The organism is Mycobacterium sp. IS-1556 (genome assembly GCF_001499985.1).
In the GTDB taxonomy this organism is placed as follows: Bacteria; Actinomycetota; Actinomycetes; order Mycobacteriales; family Mycobacteriaceae; genus Mycobacterium.
The window spans coordinates 141441-157370 of sequence record NZ_LQIM01000004.1 but is presented as its reverse complement, the minus strand read 5'-3'; the positions used below and the strand labels follow the sequence as shown (position 1 = coordinate 157370).

Below are 15930 nucleotides of genomic sequence, written 5' to 3'. Positions count from 1 at the left end.
GGCCACCGCCGCACCCCCATATCCTGCGGGTTCATGCTAAGTCGGCGGAGTCAGCAGCGGACAGATTCGACCACTTGACACCTGTCAACTCGATGCGTCGTAGAGTCGGCCCATGCAGATCCGCGAACACGCCGAGGCCACCCCCGACAAGCCAGCCGTCGTCATGCACCCGTCGGGAACCGTGGTGACCTTCGGTGAGCTCGAAGCGCGCGCCAACCGACTGGCTCACCACTTCCGGCAGGCCGGGCTCGTCGAAGGCGACACCGTGGCCATCCTGATGGAGAACAACGAGCACTTCCATGTCGTGATGTGGGCGGCGCGACGCAGCGGTCTCTACTACGTGCCCATCAACACGCACCTGACCGCGGCCGAAGCGGCCTACATCATCGACAACAGCAATGCGAAGGGCATCGTCGGTTCGGCCGCGCTGCGCAAGACGCTGGAAGGCCTCGCCGCTGAGTTGCCACGAGGCCTGCCACCGGTACTGCTCATTGCCGACGGAGCCGATCCGTCGGCGACAGGCGCCCCCAGCGACCTCGAGGGCTGGCAGCGTTACTCGGAAACCGTTGCGGGACATCCCGGTACGCCGATCGCCGATGAGATCGAGGGTGACCTCCTGCAATACTCGTCGGGCACCACCGGCCGTCCCAAGGGCATCAAGCGCGAGCTTCCACACCTGTCGCCCGCGGAGGCGCCGGGCCTGATGACCATGCTCGTCGCCGTGTGGATGCAACCTGATTCGGTATATCTGAGCCCGGCGCCGCTGTATCACACAGCGCCGTCGGTGTGGTCGATGACCGTGCAGGCCGCCGGCTACACGACGGTGGTGATGGAGAAGTTCGACCCGGAAAGCGCGCTGGATGCGATCCAACGCTACGGGGTCACGCACGGCCAGTTCGTTCCCGCGATGTTCACCCGGATGCTGAAACTGCCCGAGTCGGTGCGTAATTCGTACGACGTGTCGAGCCTCAAGCGGGTCATTCACGCCGCTGCGCCGTGCCCCGTCGAGATCAAGAAGCAGATGATCGAGTGGTGGGGGCCGATCATCGACGAGTACTACGCCTCCTCGGAGGCACACGGTTCGACACTGATCAGCGCGGAGGACTGGCTGGCGCACCCTGGTTCGGTCGGCAAGCCGATGACCGGCAACCTGCACATCCTCGACGAGGACGGAAACGAGTTACCGCCCGGCGAGCCCGGCGAGATCTACTTCGAGGGCGGAAACACGTTCGAGTACCTCAACGACCCGGAGAAGACCGCCAAGTCGCGCGACGAGCGCGGCTGGGCAACAGTCGGCGACATCGGTTACGTCGACGAGGACGGCTACCTGTACCTGACCGACCGCAGGCATCACATGATCATCTCCGGCGGCGTCAACATTTATCCGCAGGAAGCCGAGAACATGTTGATCACCCACCCGAAGGTGTTGGACGCCGCCGTATTCGGTGTTCCCGACGACGAGATGGGCCAGCGGGTCAAAGGTGTGGTGCAGACCGTCGACCCGGCCGACGTCACCGAGGAGTTCGCCGACGAGTTGCTCGCATGGCTGCGGGATCGGTTGGCGCACTACAAATGTCCACGATCGATCTCCTTCGAGATGCAGCTGCCGCGCACCGACACCGGCAAGCTGTACAAGCAGGAGCTGATCAAGAAGTACTCGTGACGCACAAGCTCGCGGGCGGCGTGGCCGTCGCGACCGGAACGCCAACGGACGACGCCACTTTCACACTGTCCGAGAACGACATCGAGGACCGGCGGGTCATCACCGTGTCATCGGTACCCGACGCGCTCGACGAGTTACGACAGCGGTGCGCGCGATGGCCGCACGCGGCGGGCATCTGTGACGACGTGCTGCGCGCCGCCGACCCCACCGCGCCTGCGTTCACCGGTGTCATCACCGAATCGCTGGCGTACTCGACGCTGCAGTCGGGCCCGGAGTTCGCGCGTTGGCTCGCCGAACGCGGACCGGCGCAACTACCCGACATTCCCGACCCCGTCACCGCCGAACGCGTCGGGGACACGCTGCACGTCAGGTTCAACCGGTCCCAGCGGCACAACGCGTTTTCCACCGACGCGCGCGCGGCACTGCTGGAAGCGCTGGAGGTCGCGCGCCTCGACCGTTCGATCACCGAGGTGGTCCTGTCCGGAAACGGGCCGTCGTTCTGCAGCGGCGGCGACCTGGCCGAGTTCGGCAGCTTCGCCGACCCGGCCAGCGCGCATTTCGCCCGGACCCGCCACAGCCCGGCGCTGGTGCTCGACGAACTGACCACACGCCTGGGGGAGCGGTGCCGCGCCGAGGTGCACGGTCAGGTGTTGGGCAGCGGGCTGGAAATGGCCGCCTTCTGTGGGCACGTCCGATCGACTGCCGACGCGGTCTTCGGGCTGCCCGAACTGAGCCTCGGCCTGATTCCCGGCGCCGGCGGCACGGTGAGCGTGACCCGTCGGATCGGCCGGTGGCGCACGGCATATCTGGTGCTGTCCGGCCGGACGATCGACCCGCCCACGGCGCTGAGGTGGGGTTTGATCGACGCAATCGTGTGATTTCGGTGTAGTTAGTTGCGGTCAGCGCAACCAGCGACACCGAAATCACTCAACCCGAACGGCGTAACGTCACGCGGTCTGATATGCCGGCGGGATTCGCAAGCTAGATTCCGCCCCGGGCCACCAACTGCGCGGCGATGACGTTGCGCTGAATCTCGTTGGTGCCTTCACCGACGATCATCAGCGGTGCATCGCGGAAGTAGCGCTCGACGTCGTATTCCGTCGAGTAGCCGTAGCCGCCGTGGATGCGTACCGCGTTGAGCGCGATCTCCATCGCGACCTCGGAGGCGAACAGCTTCGCCATGCCCGCTTCCATGTCGCAGCGCTCCCCGCTGTCGTAGCGTTCGGCGGCATACCGCGTCAGCTGGCGCGCGGCGGTCAACTTGGTCGCCATGTCGGCCAGGTAGTTGCCGATCGACTGGTGCTTCCAGATCGGCTGACCGAAGCTCTCGCGCTCCTGGGCGTAACGCAGCGCGTCCTCCAACGCGGCCGTCGCCACCCCGAGCGCCCGCGAGGCAACCTGAATGCGGCCGGTCTCAAGGCCTTTCATCATCTGCGCGAAACCCTTGCCGGGCTCCCCGCCGAGGATCGCCGAGGCGGGCACGCGGCAGTCCTCGAAAACCAACTCGCATGACTCGACACCCTTGTACCCCAGCTTCGGCAGGTCACGCGACACCGACAGGCCCGTCATACCCTGCTCGACCAACACCACCGAGATGCCCTTGTGCCGCGGGGTGGCGGCCGGATCGGTCTTGCACAGCAGCGCGATCAGCCCCGACCGTCGCGCATTGGAAATCCACGTCTTCGAGCCGTTGATCGCCAGCCCGCCGCCCTCGGAGGGCAGCGCAGTCGTCGACATGTTCTGCAGGTCCGAACCGCCGCCGGGCTCGGTCAGCGCCATCGTGGCGCGGACTTCACCGGTGGCCATCGCCGGCAGGTAGTGCCGCTTCTGGTCCTCTGTGCCGAAGAGCGTGAGCAGTTTGGCGACGACGGTGTGCCCGCCCATCGCACCCGCCAGGCTCATCCAGCCGCGGGACAGTTCCTGGGTCACCTCGACGTAGCACGGCATCGACACCGGCGAACCGCCGTATTCGTCGGGTATCGCCAGGCCGTAGATGCCGATCTGCTTCATCTGCTCGATCCACGCCTCCGGGTATTCGTTGGCGTGTTCGACGTCGCGCACCCGGGGCTTGACCTCGCGGTCGACGAAGGCCCGCACGGTGGCGACCAGAATGGTCTCTTCCTCGTTCACGGACGGCCATATTGACACTTTGTGCGGCCGGATACCAGCCTGAGCAGGCCCGCCAGTTGCTCGACTGGCGGTTCACCGCGTTGCAGTTCTGAGCGCGACCCACCCCGGGTGTGCGCGTTCGCGCAGTCGACCGACAATGGGGATGTGACGTCGACGTCGTTGACTGTCCCGACCGCCGTGCTCGAGCGGGCACGGCAGGCCGCCGCCGCCTACGAGACGTTCACCGGCGTCGAGGTCGACGCCGCCGAAGTGATCGGCGGGCGGGCCGCTCTCCTGGGTCTGTCACCGAACGGGCGGGTCTCGGCGGGCGGTGCGACGCGCCTCATGTCAAGCCGCGACGGGTGGTGTGCGCTCACGCTGTCCCGCCCCGACGATATCGACGCCGTACCCGCGCTGCTTGGTGCCGACGGGGTGGACGACCCATGGCCGGCCGTAGAGCGCTGGGTCGCCGATCGCGACTGCGCCGACGTGACCGAGCGTGCCCGGCTGCTCGGACTGCCGGTCGCCGCGCTCGCCGAGACACCCGCCGAGCTGGCGCGGGTGTATCCATTCGGCGCGGCCACCGCGACGCGCGGCCCGGCCGACCTGTTGGTCGCGGACCTGTCCGCGATGTGGGCGGGCCCATTGTGTGCACAGCTGCTGTCGCATGCGGGCGCGACCGTGGTGAAAGTCGAGAGTGCGGCGCGACCCGATGGCGCCCGCAGCGGACCGCAATCGTTCTTCGACTGGATGAACGCCGGAAAGCTCTCGTACGTCGTCGATTTCGACGAGCCCACCAGCTTGCGGGCGCTGCTCGCCGCCGCCGATGTGGTGATCGAGTCGTCGCGGCCCGCCGCATTGGCCCGCCGAGGCCTTGCGCCGACGGATGTGCTGCCGCGCGACGGCCGGGTGTGGCTTCGGGTCACTGGGCACGGCACCGACGGCGACCGCGCGAACTGGGTCGCATTCGGCGACGACGCGGCCGTATCGGGCGGGCTGGTCTGCGGTGGCACCGACGATCCGATTTTCTGTGGTGATGCGATCGCCGACCCGCTGACCGGCCTGGAGGCGGCATCGGCAGTGGTGCAGTCGTTGCGCAGCGGCGGCGGTGAGTTGATCGAGATGTCGATGGCCGCCGTGGCCGCCACGTATGCGCAGTTGCCGCTAGAGGACCAAACGGGTTGTGGGGCAATGCCGCAAGTGTCTGCGTCGGCGGGGCCGCTCGGCGCGGACAACGATGAAGTCGAACAGCTGATCACGCAGCGACGGTTCGCCCCTTGCTGATTCAGCGGGCAACGCTGCTCGACGGCACCGTCGTCGATATCCGGGTCGCGGAACAGATCACGGCCGTCGAGCAGACCTTGGCGCCGCTTCCCGGCGAGCATGTTCACGACGCCGCCTGGCGCACCGTCATTCCGGGCCTGCACGATCATCACGTGCATTTGCGGTCCGCCGCCGCGGCGTTGACGTCGGTGCGGGTCGGTCCGGCCGAGGTGCGCGACCGGGCTGAGCTCGCCCGTGCGCTGGCCGCCGCGGATGTGGGCGCCGACGGCTGGATCCGAGCGGTGGGTTATCACGAGGCGGCCGCCGGCCGGCTCGACCGCGCGGTGCTCGACGAGCTGTCCCCGCCGGTGCCGGTGCGGGTACAGCATCGCAGCGGCGTGCTGTGGACGTTGAACTCGATGGGTCTGGCGCACGTGGGAATGGCCGACCATCCCGACGGGCGGCTGCGCAGCGCCGACCGGTCGTGGTCGGATGCGTTGCAACGCTACGAAGGCGGGCTGGCCGAGGTAAGTAGTCGGCTCAGTCGTTTCGGCGTCACGGGGGTCACGGACGCCACGCCTGACCTCGACGTCGGGGACATCGTGAAGCTCATGGAGGCGCATCGGCACGGCGAGTTGCGCCAACGCGTGCAATGTCTGGCCCCCGGCAAACGTATCTTGCACGACACCGATCTCGACCTCGACGAACTGATCGAGTGGATCAACGAACGGCACGCCGACGAAGCGCCCGTCGCGGTGCACTGCGTGACCGCTGCGCAACTGGCCCTCACGCTGGCCGCCCTGCAGGTGACCGGAGCGCATCCGAACGACCGCATCGAACACGCCGCCGTGGTCCCCGACGCCACCATCGCGACTCTGGCCGAAAGCGGAGTGACCGTTGTGACGCAGCCGAATTTCGTCGCCGAGCGTGGGGACCAATACCTCGAAGACGTGCCGGCCGCGGAGCATCACGAGCTGTGGCGGGTCGACTCACTGGTCCGCGCCGGGATCCCGGTCGCGCTGTCGACCGACATGCCGTTCGGCGATGACGACCCGTGGGCAGCGATGCGTGCCGCGGTTCGACGCGTGACCGTCGGGGGCGCGGTGTTGAACGCAGGCGAACGCATCACGGCGCGAACGGCATTGGACATGTTTCTCGGGCACGCGCACCGGCCTACCGAGCCCCGCGCCGTCGCGGCGGGCCAGCCAGGGGATCTGGTCGTACTCGCCGCGTCACCCGATGAAGTCCTCGGCGAACTGAATGCCGAACTGGTCGCTGCGACGGTGGTCGCGGGTGAGGTGGTGTTCGAGCGCGGCTGACTCAGGCCGCCGCGGGAGCCAACGCCCGCTGCAGCATCGCGCACTGGCTGTCGAAGAACTGTTGCGACACCGAAGCTTTCGGCAAAATACCGTCGAACCCGTGGAAGGCGCCCTCGACGACCTCGACGTCGCAGGGCACACCGGCGGCCTTGAGACGTTCGGCGTAGGCGAGGTCCTCGTCGTGAAAGAGGTCCAGGTCTCCGACCCCCACCCACGCCGGCGGCAGGCCGGCCAGGTCCTCCCGCCGAGCGGGCACCGCGACAGCGGGGTCGGCGTCGCCGAGATAGGCCGTCCAGCCGAACTTGTTGCTCGACTGGTTCCAGAGGCGATGGCCCGGATTGTCCAATCCGCGGCGGTGCACGGTGCGGTCGTCGAGCATCGGATACACCAGCAGTTGGGCAGCCGGCGCCACCTCGCCGCGATCGCGGGCGAGCAACGCCAGCGAGGCCGCCAATCCGCCGCCCGCGCTGGCGCCGCCGATTGCGATGCGGTCGGGATCGACCGACGGCAGAGCCGCCAACCAGGTCAGCGCCGAATAACAGTCCTCGAGCGGCGTCGGGTAAGCGTGCTCGGGGGCCAGTCGGTAATCGACGGACGCGACGGTGACTCCGAGACGGCGTGCGAAACGGCGGCACAGCTGGTCGTCCTGGCCCGGATGTCCGATGAGGAAGCCTCCGCCGTGGATCCACAGCAGCGCGGGGCCCGTCAGGCTCCCGCCGGTCGGCCGGTACAGCCGAACGCCGACACCCGACGGCAAGGTCAGTTGCTCGACGTCGCGGGGTACCCGCTGCCACATCCGCCGGGTGACCATCCGGACGATCGGCAGCGTTACGGGCGTGATCACCTGCTTGGGGACGAGACGGGCTGCGCGACGCAGATCGGGATGGAAGCGGCTGGACGGCATTCACAAGTATTACCAGGGCCACACCGCGCCGGGTCGGTGATTCGGCGGGCCGTTCCACTACCTGTTATTTGCACAATCTGATATGTAAAAATCTGTCATCGAGCTGAAACCAAGGAGACGTCATGCGGGTTGTGGTGGACCGTGACCGATGCGAGGGCAACGCGATGTGCGTGAAATACGCGCCCGACGTGTTCGAGCTCGACGATGACGACTACGCCGTGGTGACCAGCGATCCGGTGCCGGTCGACCTGGAGGCGCAGGCCGAGAAGGCCGTCGCCGAGTGCCCGCGCGCGGCGCTGTCGCGAGAGGACTAGGAACTTTCGGGCCGGCACCCAAGGACTATCGTATTATTACAAGTCTGAGTTGTATAAACACGTGGACGCGACGGGAGCGATGATGGCGCTACGGCATGACGACGTGCTGGCGGCACTGCGGGACGCGGGTGCGCCCCTGAGCGTCGTCGAAGTGGCGCAGCGGTTGTCGATCCATCCCAACACCGCGCGATTTCATCTCGAAGCGCTGGTCAACCGCGGACGCGTCGAAGCGATCAAACCCAGCCGTACCAAACCGGGCCGCCCGCCTCGGATGTTCCGCGCCGCAACGGGTATGGACCCCGACGGCCCCCGCGACTACCGAATGCTGGCGGCGGTTCTGGCCGACGCGTTCGCGCGCCAGCGAGACCCGCAGGGCCGGGCCGTCGCCGCCGGGCGCGCTTGGGCGAAGAACACAGCCGTCGCGCACGACGCCCACGATGTACCGGAGCCGGACCAGGCTCTGGAACGGCTCACCGGGCTGCTCGCCGATCTCGGGTTCGCGCCCGAAAGGCGCTCCGGTTCTGCCGGTCTCGGCGAAATCGGGCTGCGGAACTGCCCGTTCCTGGAGCTGGCGGACAGCCGCCGAGACGTAATATGCCCGGTGCATCTCGGTCTCATGCAAGGCGCGCTGGAGGCCTGGGACGCGCCGCTCACCGTGGACGCGCTGGTTCCGTTCGCGGAACCCGGGCTGTGTGTCGCTGATCTCGCGCCGAGGAGGCAAGCTTCATGACCGTCGCACACGCGATCGCAACGGCGGCCACCTTCGTCTGGCTGGGCATGGTGGTCGCGATCTCGTTCATCGAAGCGCCGCTGAAGTTCCGGGCGCCCGGGGTTTCCATACAGATCGGGCTGGGCATCGGCCGGTTGGTGTTTCGCGCGCTCAACACAATCGAAATCGCGCTGTCCGTCATCCTGCTGATCGCCATCGTGGTCGACGGGTTCTCGACGACCGCCGTCGTCGCGATCGGCGTCGCCATCGTCGTGTTGGCCGTCCAATTGGTGGCGGTTCGGCCGGCACTGAACCGGCGTTCCGACGCCGTACTGTCCACGCCACCGGCCGCGAACCCGTCGGGCCGGGGCCGGTCACGCGCCCACTACGGCTATGTCGGGCTGGAGACGGTGAAAGTCATCGCGCTGATCGTCGGCGGAGTTGCCCTGCTGGCCTGACTATTTCAGCAGCGGGTCACGCGGCAGGCCCAGAATTCGCTCCGCGATGGTGTTGCGGGTGATCTCCGAAGTGCCGCCCGCGATGGTCATCGCCCGGTTGCCGAGATAGGACTGCGTCAATGTCGGGGTCTGCCCGACGACCGCCGCCGAACCGGCCAATTCCATGGCCAGCTCCGTCATCCGCTGACCGGACTCGGCCAGCAGCAGCTTGGTGACGTTGCCCTCCGGGCCCGGATCCGATCCTGCGATAGCGCGGGTCACCCGGCGCAGGTTCAGCAGCCGCAGCGTGTGTGTTTCGGCGATGACCTCACCGGCTCGCCGCACGAAATACGCCGCGGATTCGGCCGGCGCGTTGTCGAGCAGCTTGACCAGGTCCTCTGCGGTGAAGCCGGTCGCCCCGCCCGAACCGCCGCCGATCGAGATGCGTTCGTTGCCCAACGTCGCGCGGGCCACCAGCCAGCCTTTGTTCACGTCGCCGACCACGTCGGCGTCCGGGACGAAGACGTCATCGAAGAACACCTCGTTGAAGTGCGCGTGACCGGTCAGGCCGCGAAGCGGATTCACCGTGACACCAGGGGCTTTCATGTCGATCGCCATCATCGTCACGCCCGCATGCTTGGGCGCATCGGGATCGGTGCGGACCGTCGCCAGCCCCCACTGGCACAGGTGCGCCAGGCTGGTCCACACCTTCTGGCCGGTCACCCGCCAGCCGCCGTCGACCTTCTTCGCCGATGTCCGCACGGCGGCGGCGTCCGACCCGGCACCCGGCTCGGAGAACAGCTGGCACCACATCACCTGGCCCCGCAGCACCGGTTCCACCCACCGCTCCCGCTGATCGTCGGTTCCTGCCTGTGCGATGGTCAGTGTCACCCAGCCGGTGATCCCCATGTCGGGCCGGTCAACTCCGGCGAACTCTTCCTCGATGACGAGCTGTTCGAGCACGTCGGCCGCGCGGCCCCACGGCTTCGGCCAGTGCGGCACAAGATAGCCCGAGTCGACGAGGAAATCGCGCTGCTGGTCGGCGGGCAGGGACCGCAGCTTGGCGACGGCCTCGCGTGCCTGCTCGCGGAACTGCTCCGCCTCGGGCGGCGACGTGAACGTGGCGCCGTGGGCCGCACCGCTGCGCTGGGCCTCGACGATGTCGAGGAGCGGGTCGCCCGCCTCGGCCAGCAACGCCGCGAGCGTGCGGGCGCGGCGCAGGTAGAGGTGGGCGTCGTGCTCCCAGGTGAAGCCGATTCCGCCGTGTAGCTGAATGTTGTTCTGCGCGTTGAAGAGCTGCGTACGAATCGCGTGCGATGCGGCGACCGCGGCGGCGAACCACGCGCTGTCGAGATCGTCGGCGCGCGCGGCGTCCCACGTCGCGGCGGCGGTCTCCTCCGCGTTGACGAGCATGTTGGCGGCATGATGCTTGACTGCCTGAAAGGTGCCGATGGTTCGGCCGAACTGCTCTCGCACCTTGGCGTACTCGACAGCCATCTCCAGGGTCGCCCAGCTGACCCCGACCGCCTCGGCGGATGCCAGAATCCGAAACACCGTGCGCGCCTTGCGCGCCGCGCCGCGCAGCACGTGATCTTCTGCGACCGGTACTGCGCGCAACGCCACCGATCCGACGCTGCGCGAGGTGTCCATCGCCTCCAGTGCCGTCACCGTCACACCGTCGGCTGATTCTTTCCGGCTGGTATCGACCACCACGACGTCGTCACCGGCGACCACAACCAGCACCTTCGCGTCCGGCGCACCCAACACCGCGGGGCATTCACCGGAGACGGTCAGATCCGGTCCGACGGCCACGCTGCCCGCCACCGCGAGCGCTCCGACGACGCTGCCATCCGCGAGTCCCGGAAGGTGCTGCGCCCGAACGGAATCCGGCGCACAGCGGTCGATCACCACGGCGGCGGCGACGCTGGGCAGAAACGGGCCCGGGCAGAGCTCGTGCCCCTGGGCCTCCAATACGACCGCCAGCTCCGCGAGGCCGACTCCGGACCCGCCGTGCTCCTCGGCGATGGCCAGCCCAAGCCATCCCAGGTGGGCCGCGGCCGACCAGATCTCCGGCGGATGTGCGGACCCGTCGTCGAGGGTGGCGCGGGCGGCCGCCCGGCTCTTGACCCGGTTGAGCTGGCCGAACACGGAATCGGCCAGGTCGATGTGTTCTTCGGTGATGGCTAGCGCTGACTTACTCACGGTGGAAGTCCTCATCTGCTTGACGGTCGTCGACCAAAGCTAGCCCGAACGCGCAGGTCACGGTATAGGTGATGGCCGTCACAATTTCGATGCGAAATGTCACGCGTAGACACTTCCCGAATGTTGTCGTTTCGGCACCGGGCGCGGGGGTACAGTCGCGCAATGGCCGAACGACCGGAGCCCCGCTACCCAGGACCGACTTTCTGGACGCGTGCGCGGTGGTTGCTCAACGCTGGTCCGTCGGACTACATGATGGCGATGAGTGTCGCTTCGGCGTCGTTGCCCGTCATCGGTAAACACCTTGAGCCGCTTGGCGCCGCGACCGCGATGGGGGTGTGGGGTTACCGCCACCTGCCCGACTTCCTGAACGCGACCGCGAAGTCCTGGTTGAATCCGGGCAGCGCCGAACTCAAGCGGTCCGAGCGCAACAGCACCAACGCCATCGCCGAGGCCGCGCTGCGCGGTGTAATCAACGCCAAGGATCTCGCAATCGACTGGCCCGCACCGCAATCGGTGCCGCCGCTGTGGAACATTCGCGAACACCGCCGCAGCGTGTACCGCACCTCCGTGCAGTACGGTCCGCGGCCGTCACAACTGCTCGATGTGTGGCGGCCCGAGGAACTGCCGTCTGAGCCAGCACCTGTGCTGCTCTTCGTGCCCGGTGGTGCCTGGGTCCACGGCAGCCGACTGCTGCAGGGTTACGCCCTGATGAGCCACCTCGCCCAGCAGGGCTGGGTGTGCCTGTCCATCGACTACCGCGTCGCGCCGCATCACCCGTGGCCGGCGCACATCACCGACGTCAAGACCGCGATCGCGTGGGCACGGGCCAACGTCGACAAGTTCGGCGGCGACCGTCATTTCGTCGCGGTCGCGGGCACCTCGGCGGGCGGGCACCTGGCCGCGCTCGCCGGCCTCACGCCCAACGATCCCGAACTGCAGGCCGAACTGCCGGAGGGCTCCGACACGTCCGTCGACGCGGTCGTTCCCATCTACGGCCGCTACGACTGGGAGGATCGCTCCACCGTCGAGCGGGTGCGGTTCGTCGACTTCCTCGAGCGCGTAGTGGTCAAGCGCAAACTCGCCGACCACCCCGACGTCTTCCGCAAGGCGTCGCCGATCGCCCGAGTCCACCGCAACGCCCCGCCCTTCCTGGTCGTGCACGGCAGCGGCGATAGCGTCATCCCGGTCGCCCAGGCCCGCGCGTTCGTCGAACGGATGCGCGCAGTATCCCGGTCGGTGGTCAGCTACCTCGAGCTGCCGGGCGCGGGTCATGCGTTCGACATGACTGACGGGGCCAGGACCGGCTCGGTGGCGACGGCAATCGGCCTGTTCCTCAACCAGATTCACCGAAACCGGTCGCTGATCGGCGCCAAAGAGGTTATATAGGCACCTCCGGACAGGGGGGTGGCGAAGTGAAGAGGCTCAGCGGCTGGGACGCCGTGCTGCTGTACAGCGAGACGCCGTCCGTACACATGCACACGCTCAAGCTGGCGGTCATCGACCTGTCCGAACTGGGCGGCCGGCAGTTCGGCATCGACGAGTTCCGTCATGTCATCCACGGGCGGCTCTACAAGCTCGACCCGTTCCGCTATGAACTGGTCGACATCCCGTTCAAGTTTCACCACCCGATGTGGCGGGAGAACTGCGAGGTCGACCTCGAGTACCACGTGCGTCCATACCGCGTGGACAGTCCCGGCGGCCGCCGGCAACTCGACGAGGCGGTCGGCCGGATCGCCAGCACACCGCTGGACCGCAGCAGGCCGTTGTGGGAGATGTATTTCATCGAGGGCCTCGCCAACGGCCGGATCGCGGTGCTGGGCAAGATCCACCACGCCCTCGCCGACGGGGTGGCGTCGGCGAATCTGCTGGCCCGCGGCATGGACCTACAGACCGGCCCGCAGGCCGAGCGCGACTCGTACGCCACCGATCCGCCACCGGGACGCGCGGAGCTGGTGCGAACCGCGTTCGCCGACCACATGCGGCAGATCGGCCGGTTGCCCGGCGTCATGCGCTACACGGCGCAGGGCATTCAGCGGGTGCGCAGGAGCGCCAAGAAGTTCTCGCCCGAGCTCACCCGGCCGTTCACGCCCCCGCCGTCGTTCATGAACCACAGGGTCGACGCCCAGCGCAAGTTCGCCACAACCACGCTGGCGCTCGCCGACGTCAAGGAGACGGCGAAGCAGCTGGGCGTCACGATCAACGACATGGTGCTCGCGATCTCCGCCGGCGCGCTTCGCGGACTGTCGCTGAAGTACGACGGACACGCCGATCATCCGCTGTTGGCCTCTGTGCCGGTGAGTTTCGACTTCTCAGCGGATCGCATCTCCGGCAACTGCTTCACCGGCGTCATGATGGTGGTGCCGATCCAGCTCGCTGACCCGCTGGAGCGGGTGCGTGCCGTCCACGAGGCCGCGAGCGACGCCAAGGACACCCACCACCTGATGGGGCCGGAGCTGGTGAGCCGGTGGTCGGCGTACTTTCCGCCCGCGCCGGCCGAGCGGCTGTTCCACTGGCTGGCCGAAAAGGATGGCCAGAACAAGGTGTTGAACCTGCCGATCTCGAATGTGCCCGGTCCGCGTGAGCCCGGCCGCGTCGGCGGCGCGCTGGTCACCGAGATCTACTCCGTCGGTCCACTGACCACCGGCAGCGGGTTGAACATCACGGTGTGGAGCTACGTCGACCAGCTCAACATCTCCGTGCTGTCCGACGGCGCCACGCTGGCTGACCCGCACGAGCTGACCGACGCGATGGTCGAGGCGTTCATCGAGATCCGCCGCGCTGCAGGGCTTTCCGACGAGCTGACGGTGATCGAGTCGGCTATGGCTTGAGCGGCGCTGCAGTAGCCGCGGCGTCGACGGGCTCGCCGGCTCGCGTGTACCTGGCGTGCACCCACGACAGGAACTTCTCGACCGCCTGCGCGGTGTAGTGCGCCCGCGGCGATCCGTAGTAGAAGTCGAACGCGTGCTGTGCGTGCGGGATCTCGGCGTAGGCGACCGTCGACGTCGACACGTTCTGCAGCGCCTCGGCGAACTCGCGGCCCTCCTGCACGGGGATGATCGAGTCGTCCTGGCCGTGCAGCACGAAAAACGGTGGTGCATCAGGACGTAACCGCATGATCGACGAGGCGTCGACGAAGATCTGCTTGTGCTCGGTGATGCGCTTCTTGACCACGAACTTCTGCAGGAACCCGATGAACTCCTTGCGGCCGGAGCCTTTCGCCGATACCCAGTCGTAGCGGCCGTAGAGCGGCACGGCGGCGACGACGGAGGTGTCGGCGTCCTCGAATCCGGGCTGCCACTGTGGATCATCGTGCGTCAGCGCGGCGAGCGAGGACAGGTGCCCGCCTGCCGAGCCGCCGGTGATCGCGACGAAGTCGGGGTCACCGCCGTAGTCGGCGATGTTCTCCTTGATCCACGCGAGCGCCCGCTTGACGTCGACGATGTGGGCGGGCCAGGTGTGCCGCGGGCTGACCCGGTAGTCGATCGAGACACACACCCACCCGCGTTCGGCCATGTGGGCCAGCAACGGATAGGCCTGGGGCCGCCGCATGCCGATGGCCCATGCGCCGCCGGGCACCTGCAGCAGCACCGGGGCCTTGCCGTCGCGGGGCAGGTCGTGGCGGCGCCAGATATCGGCGCGGTTGACGCGGCGGTGTGGGCCGTACTGGATGGTGTTGGCCTTCTCGACGTACCGGCGCCTGATCAGGTCGTGGGGCCAGACGCCGATCTGCGCCCGCCGTCGCCGAGCCGGCTGCGACTTGTTCGCGACGCGCTCGTAGTCCTCGCCCAATGCCTCGCGCAGCGGCTTTTCGAAGTATGGCTGCGACTTGACGTTGCGGTAGTGGATCAGCCCCAACAGCGCCCACGCGATTGCGGTCAGTACCAACGCTATTCGGCCCCGAGCGCCGCGGAAGTCACCGCGCAGGCCGCGGCGCACTGCGTCGAGCATCGAGACCGCCATGTACACCGGCGACATCTCGGTGGTGGCCCAGCCGAAGGCGAACACCGGCAGCGTGATGTAACCCTCGCGGCCGAGCGGTTGAACTCCGTTGGCAGCGTTGGCGAGTTCGGCCGCTGCACGAAGCAGCGGATAGCGGCGTTTAGGCATCGAGGTCCGTCATAGCCCGGGCGACGGCCGGCAAAACATCGGCGACCACCCGCTAGCCCAGCACCGGCAGGCGGCGTTCGGTGGCCAGTTCGTCGAGCGCGCGCTGCATCACGCGGCGCACATGAGCGTCGACCTCGTCGACGTCGGGGTCCTCGCCGAACTCGGCCACGATGTCGATCGGCGGAAGCACCTGCATGACGATCTTCGACGGCAGCGGGATATTGGGCGGAACGACCAGCGACAGCCCGAACGGGAAGCCGAAGGAGATCGGCACGATCTTCGCGCGGGCCAGGCGCGCGATCGGGCCGAGCCGCTTGGCCAGCCAGGTTCCGCGCGAGAGGAAGATCTGCGTCTCCTGCCCGCCGATGCCGACGGTCGGCACGATCGGCACACCGGCGTTCAGCGCGGCTTTCACATAACCGGTGCGCCCGCCGAAGTCGATCACGTTCTCGGAGAATGTCGGGCGGTACACGTCGTAGTCGCCGCCGGGGAACACCACGACCAGTCCGCCCGAGCGCAGCGCCTCGTCGGCGTTGCGGTGATTGGCGCTGATGTAGCCGATCTTGCGGAAGAACTCGCCCGTCGGGCCGACCATCAGCATGTCGTGGCTGAGCGTGTAGAGCGGGCGGTCGTAGCCGTGGTGCGCGTAGAAGTCCGCGGCCAGGATCGGCACATCCATCGGCAGCATGCCGCCGGAGTGGTTGGACACCACGAGCGCCCCGCCCGCCGGCAGGTTCTCCAGGCCGCGCACCTCAGAACGGAAGTAGCGCTTGAGGAATGGCCGCGTGACGCCCATGAAGCGTTCGGTCAGCTTCGGATCCCACTTGGTGAGCTGCGACGGCTCTGTGTCGGTGGCGGCCATCGGATCTCCTCCGGATCGAAAACTGAAACGTGTTCTAGTTT

Annotated in this window: 14 protein-coding genes; 9 read left to right on the top strand and 5 right to left on the bottom strand. The window is 67.7% G+C overall.

Annotated elements, in window-relative coordinates:
- The first annotated feature begins 112 nt into the window (after positions 1-112).
- Both fadD4 and AU187_RS05575 read left to right on the top strand, forming a co-directional pair.
- Entirely contained in the window at positions 113-1663 is a 1551-nt protein-coding gene (gene fadD4 / locus AU187_RS05580) for a fatty-acid--CoA ligase FadD4 (protein WP_059166346.1), read from the top strand.
- On the top strand, positions 1660-2541 hold the full coding sequence (locus AU187_RS05575) for an enoyl-CoA hydratase/isomerase family protein (RefSeq protein ID WP_059098779.1): 882 nt from the start codon (positions 1660-1662) through the stop codon (positions 2539-2541). The genes fadD4 and AU187_RS05575 overlap by 4 nt, the downstream gene beginning before the upstream one ends.
- Before the next feature lie 103 nt (positions 2542-2644).
- On the opposite strand, the gene AU187_RS05570 is transcribed toward AU187_RS05575, so the two are convergent.
- Positions 2645-3805, bottom strand: coding sequence for an acyl-CoA dehydrogenase family protein (locus AU187_RS05570; RefSeq protein ID WP_156425595.1), 1161 nt, complete (start codon positions 3803-3805; stop codon positions 2645-2647).
- Between the two features lie 132 nt (positions 3806-3937).
- Between AU187_RS05570 and AU187_RS05565 the strand changes: the two genes are divergently transcribed.
- Entirely contained in the window at positions 3938-5056 is a 1119-nt protein-coding gene (locus AU187_RS05565) for a CoA transferase (RefSeq protein WP_059098777.1), read from the top strand.
- Positions 5050-6354: an amidohydrolase family protein gene (locus AU187_RS05560; RefSeq protein WP_059098776.1), complete on the top strand. Its 1305-nt coding sequence runs from the start codon at positions 5050-5052 to the stop codon at positions 6352-6354. The genes AU187_RS05565 and AU187_RS05560 overlap by 7 nt, the downstream gene beginning before the upstream one ends.
- Position 6355: 1 nt before the next feature.
- On the opposite strand, the gene AU187_RS05555 is transcribed toward AU187_RS05560, so the two are convergent.
- Complete coding sequence (locus AU187_RS05555) at positions 6356-7258, bottom strand: alpha/beta hydrolase (protein ID WP_059098775.1); 903 nt, start codon at positions 7256-7258, stop codon at positions 6356-6358.
- A gap of 122 nt (positions 7259-7380) precedes the next feature.
- On the opposite strand from AU187_RS05555, the gene AU187_RS05550 reads away from it, so the two are divergent.
- The 3 genes from AU187_RS05550 to AU187_RS05540 all read left to right on the top strand — a co-directional run bounded on the left by AU187_RS05550 (position 7381) and on the right by AU187_RS05540 (position 8739).
- Positions 7381-7572 carry a ferredoxin gene (locus AU187_RS05550; RefSeq protein WP_059098774.1) on the top strand — a complete coding sequence of 64 codons (192 nt, stop codon included), beginning with the start codon at positions 7381-7383 and terminating at the stop codon, positions 7570-7572.
- Positions 7573-7654: 82 nt separating this feature from the next.
- Positions 7655-8302, top strand: coding sequence for a helix-turn-helix transcriptional regulator (locus AU187_RS05545; RefSeq protein WP_059098815.1), 648 nt, complete (start codon positions 7655-7657; stop codon positions 8300-8302).
- On the top strand, positions 8299-8739 hold the full coding sequence (locus AU187_RS05540; RefSeq protein ID WP_059098773.1) for a hypothetical protein: 441 nt from the start codon (positions 8299-8301) through the stop codon (positions 8737-8739). Before AU187_RS05545 ends, AU187_RS05540 begins: the two co-directional genes overlap by 4 nt.
- On the opposite strand, the gene AU187_RS05535 is transcribed toward AU187_RS05540, so the two are convergent.
- On the bottom strand, positions 8740-10935 hold the full coding sequence (locus AU187_RS05535) for an acyl-CoA dehydrogenase family protein (RefSeq protein ID WP_502687734.1): 2196 nt from the start codon (positions 10933-10935) through the stop codon (positions 8740-8742).
- Positions 10936-11082: 147 nt separating this feature from the next.
- Here AU187_RS05535 and AU187_RS05530 point away from each other — a divergent pair, with 147 nt between their 5' ends.
- Both AU187_RS05530 and AU187_RS05525 read left to right on the top strand, forming a co-directional pair.
- The gene (locus AU187_RS05530; protein ID WP_059098771.1) at positions 11083-12306 is read left to right on the top strand and encodes an alpha/beta hydrolase; all 1224 of its coding nucleotides are present in this window, start codon (positions 11083-11085) and stop codon (positions 12304-12306) included.
- 26 nt (positions 12307-12332) lie between these two features.
- Positions 12333-13748, top strand: a complete 1416-nt coding sequence (locus AU187_RS05525; protein ID WP_059098770.1) for a WS/DGAT/MGAT family O-acyltransferase — start codon at positions 12333-12335, stop codon at positions 13746-13748.
- On the opposite strand, the gene AU187_RS05520 is transcribed toward AU187_RS05525, so the two are convergent.
- Positions 13738-15027, bottom strand: a complete 1290-nt coding sequence (locus tag AU187_RS05520; protein ID WP_059098769.1) for an alpha/beta hydrolase — start codon at positions 15025-15027, stop codon at positions 13738-13740. The two genes, AU187_RS05525 and AU187_RS05520, sit on opposite strands and share 11 nt — an antisense overlap.
- 52 nt (positions 15028-15079) lie before the next feature.
- A complete protein-coding gene (locus tag AU187_RS05515) occupies positions 15080-15889 on the bottom strand; it encodes a lysophospholipid acyltransferase family protein (protein ID WP_059098768.1) in 810 nt (269 codons plus the stop codon).
- Between the last annotated feature and the right edge of the window lie 41 nt (positions 15890-15930).

Coding starts and splice junctions, on each gene's coding strand:
- AU187_RS05550 (WP_059098774.1), top strand. CDS start 7,381: ATGCGGGTTGTGGTGGACCGTGACCGATGCGAGGGCAACGCGATGTGC.
- AU187_RS05530 (WP_059098771.1), top strand. CDS start 11,083: ATGGCCGAACGACCGGAGCCCCGCTACCCAGGACCGACTTTCTGGACG.
- AU187_RS05515 (WP_059098768.1), bottom strand. CDS start 15,889: ATGGCCGCCACCGACACAGAGCCGTCGCAGCTCACCAAGTGGGATCCG.
- AU187_RS05540 (WP_059098773.1), top strand. CDS start 8,299: ATGACCGTCGCACACGCGATCGCAACGGCGGCCACCTTCGTCTGGCTG.
- fadD4 (WP_059166346.1), top strand. CDS start 113: ATGCAGATCCGCGAACACGCCGAGGCCACCCCCGACAAGCCAGCCGTC.
- AU187_RS05555 (WP_059098775.1), bottom strand. CDS start 7,258: ATGCCGTCCAGCCGCTTCCATCCCGATCTGCGTCGCGCAGCCCGTCTC.
- AU187_RS05545 (WP_059098815.1), top strand. CDS start 7,655: ATGGCGCTACGGCATGACGACGTGCTGGCGGCACTGCGGGACGCGGGT.
- AU187_RS05535 (WP_502687734.1), bottom strand. CDS start 10,935: ATGAGGACTTCCACCGTGAGTAAGTCAGCGCTAGCCATCACCGAAGAA.
- AU187_RS05520 (WP_059098769.1), bottom strand. CDS start 15,027: ATGCCTAAACGCCGCTATCCGCTGCTTCGTGCAGCGGCCGAACTCGCC.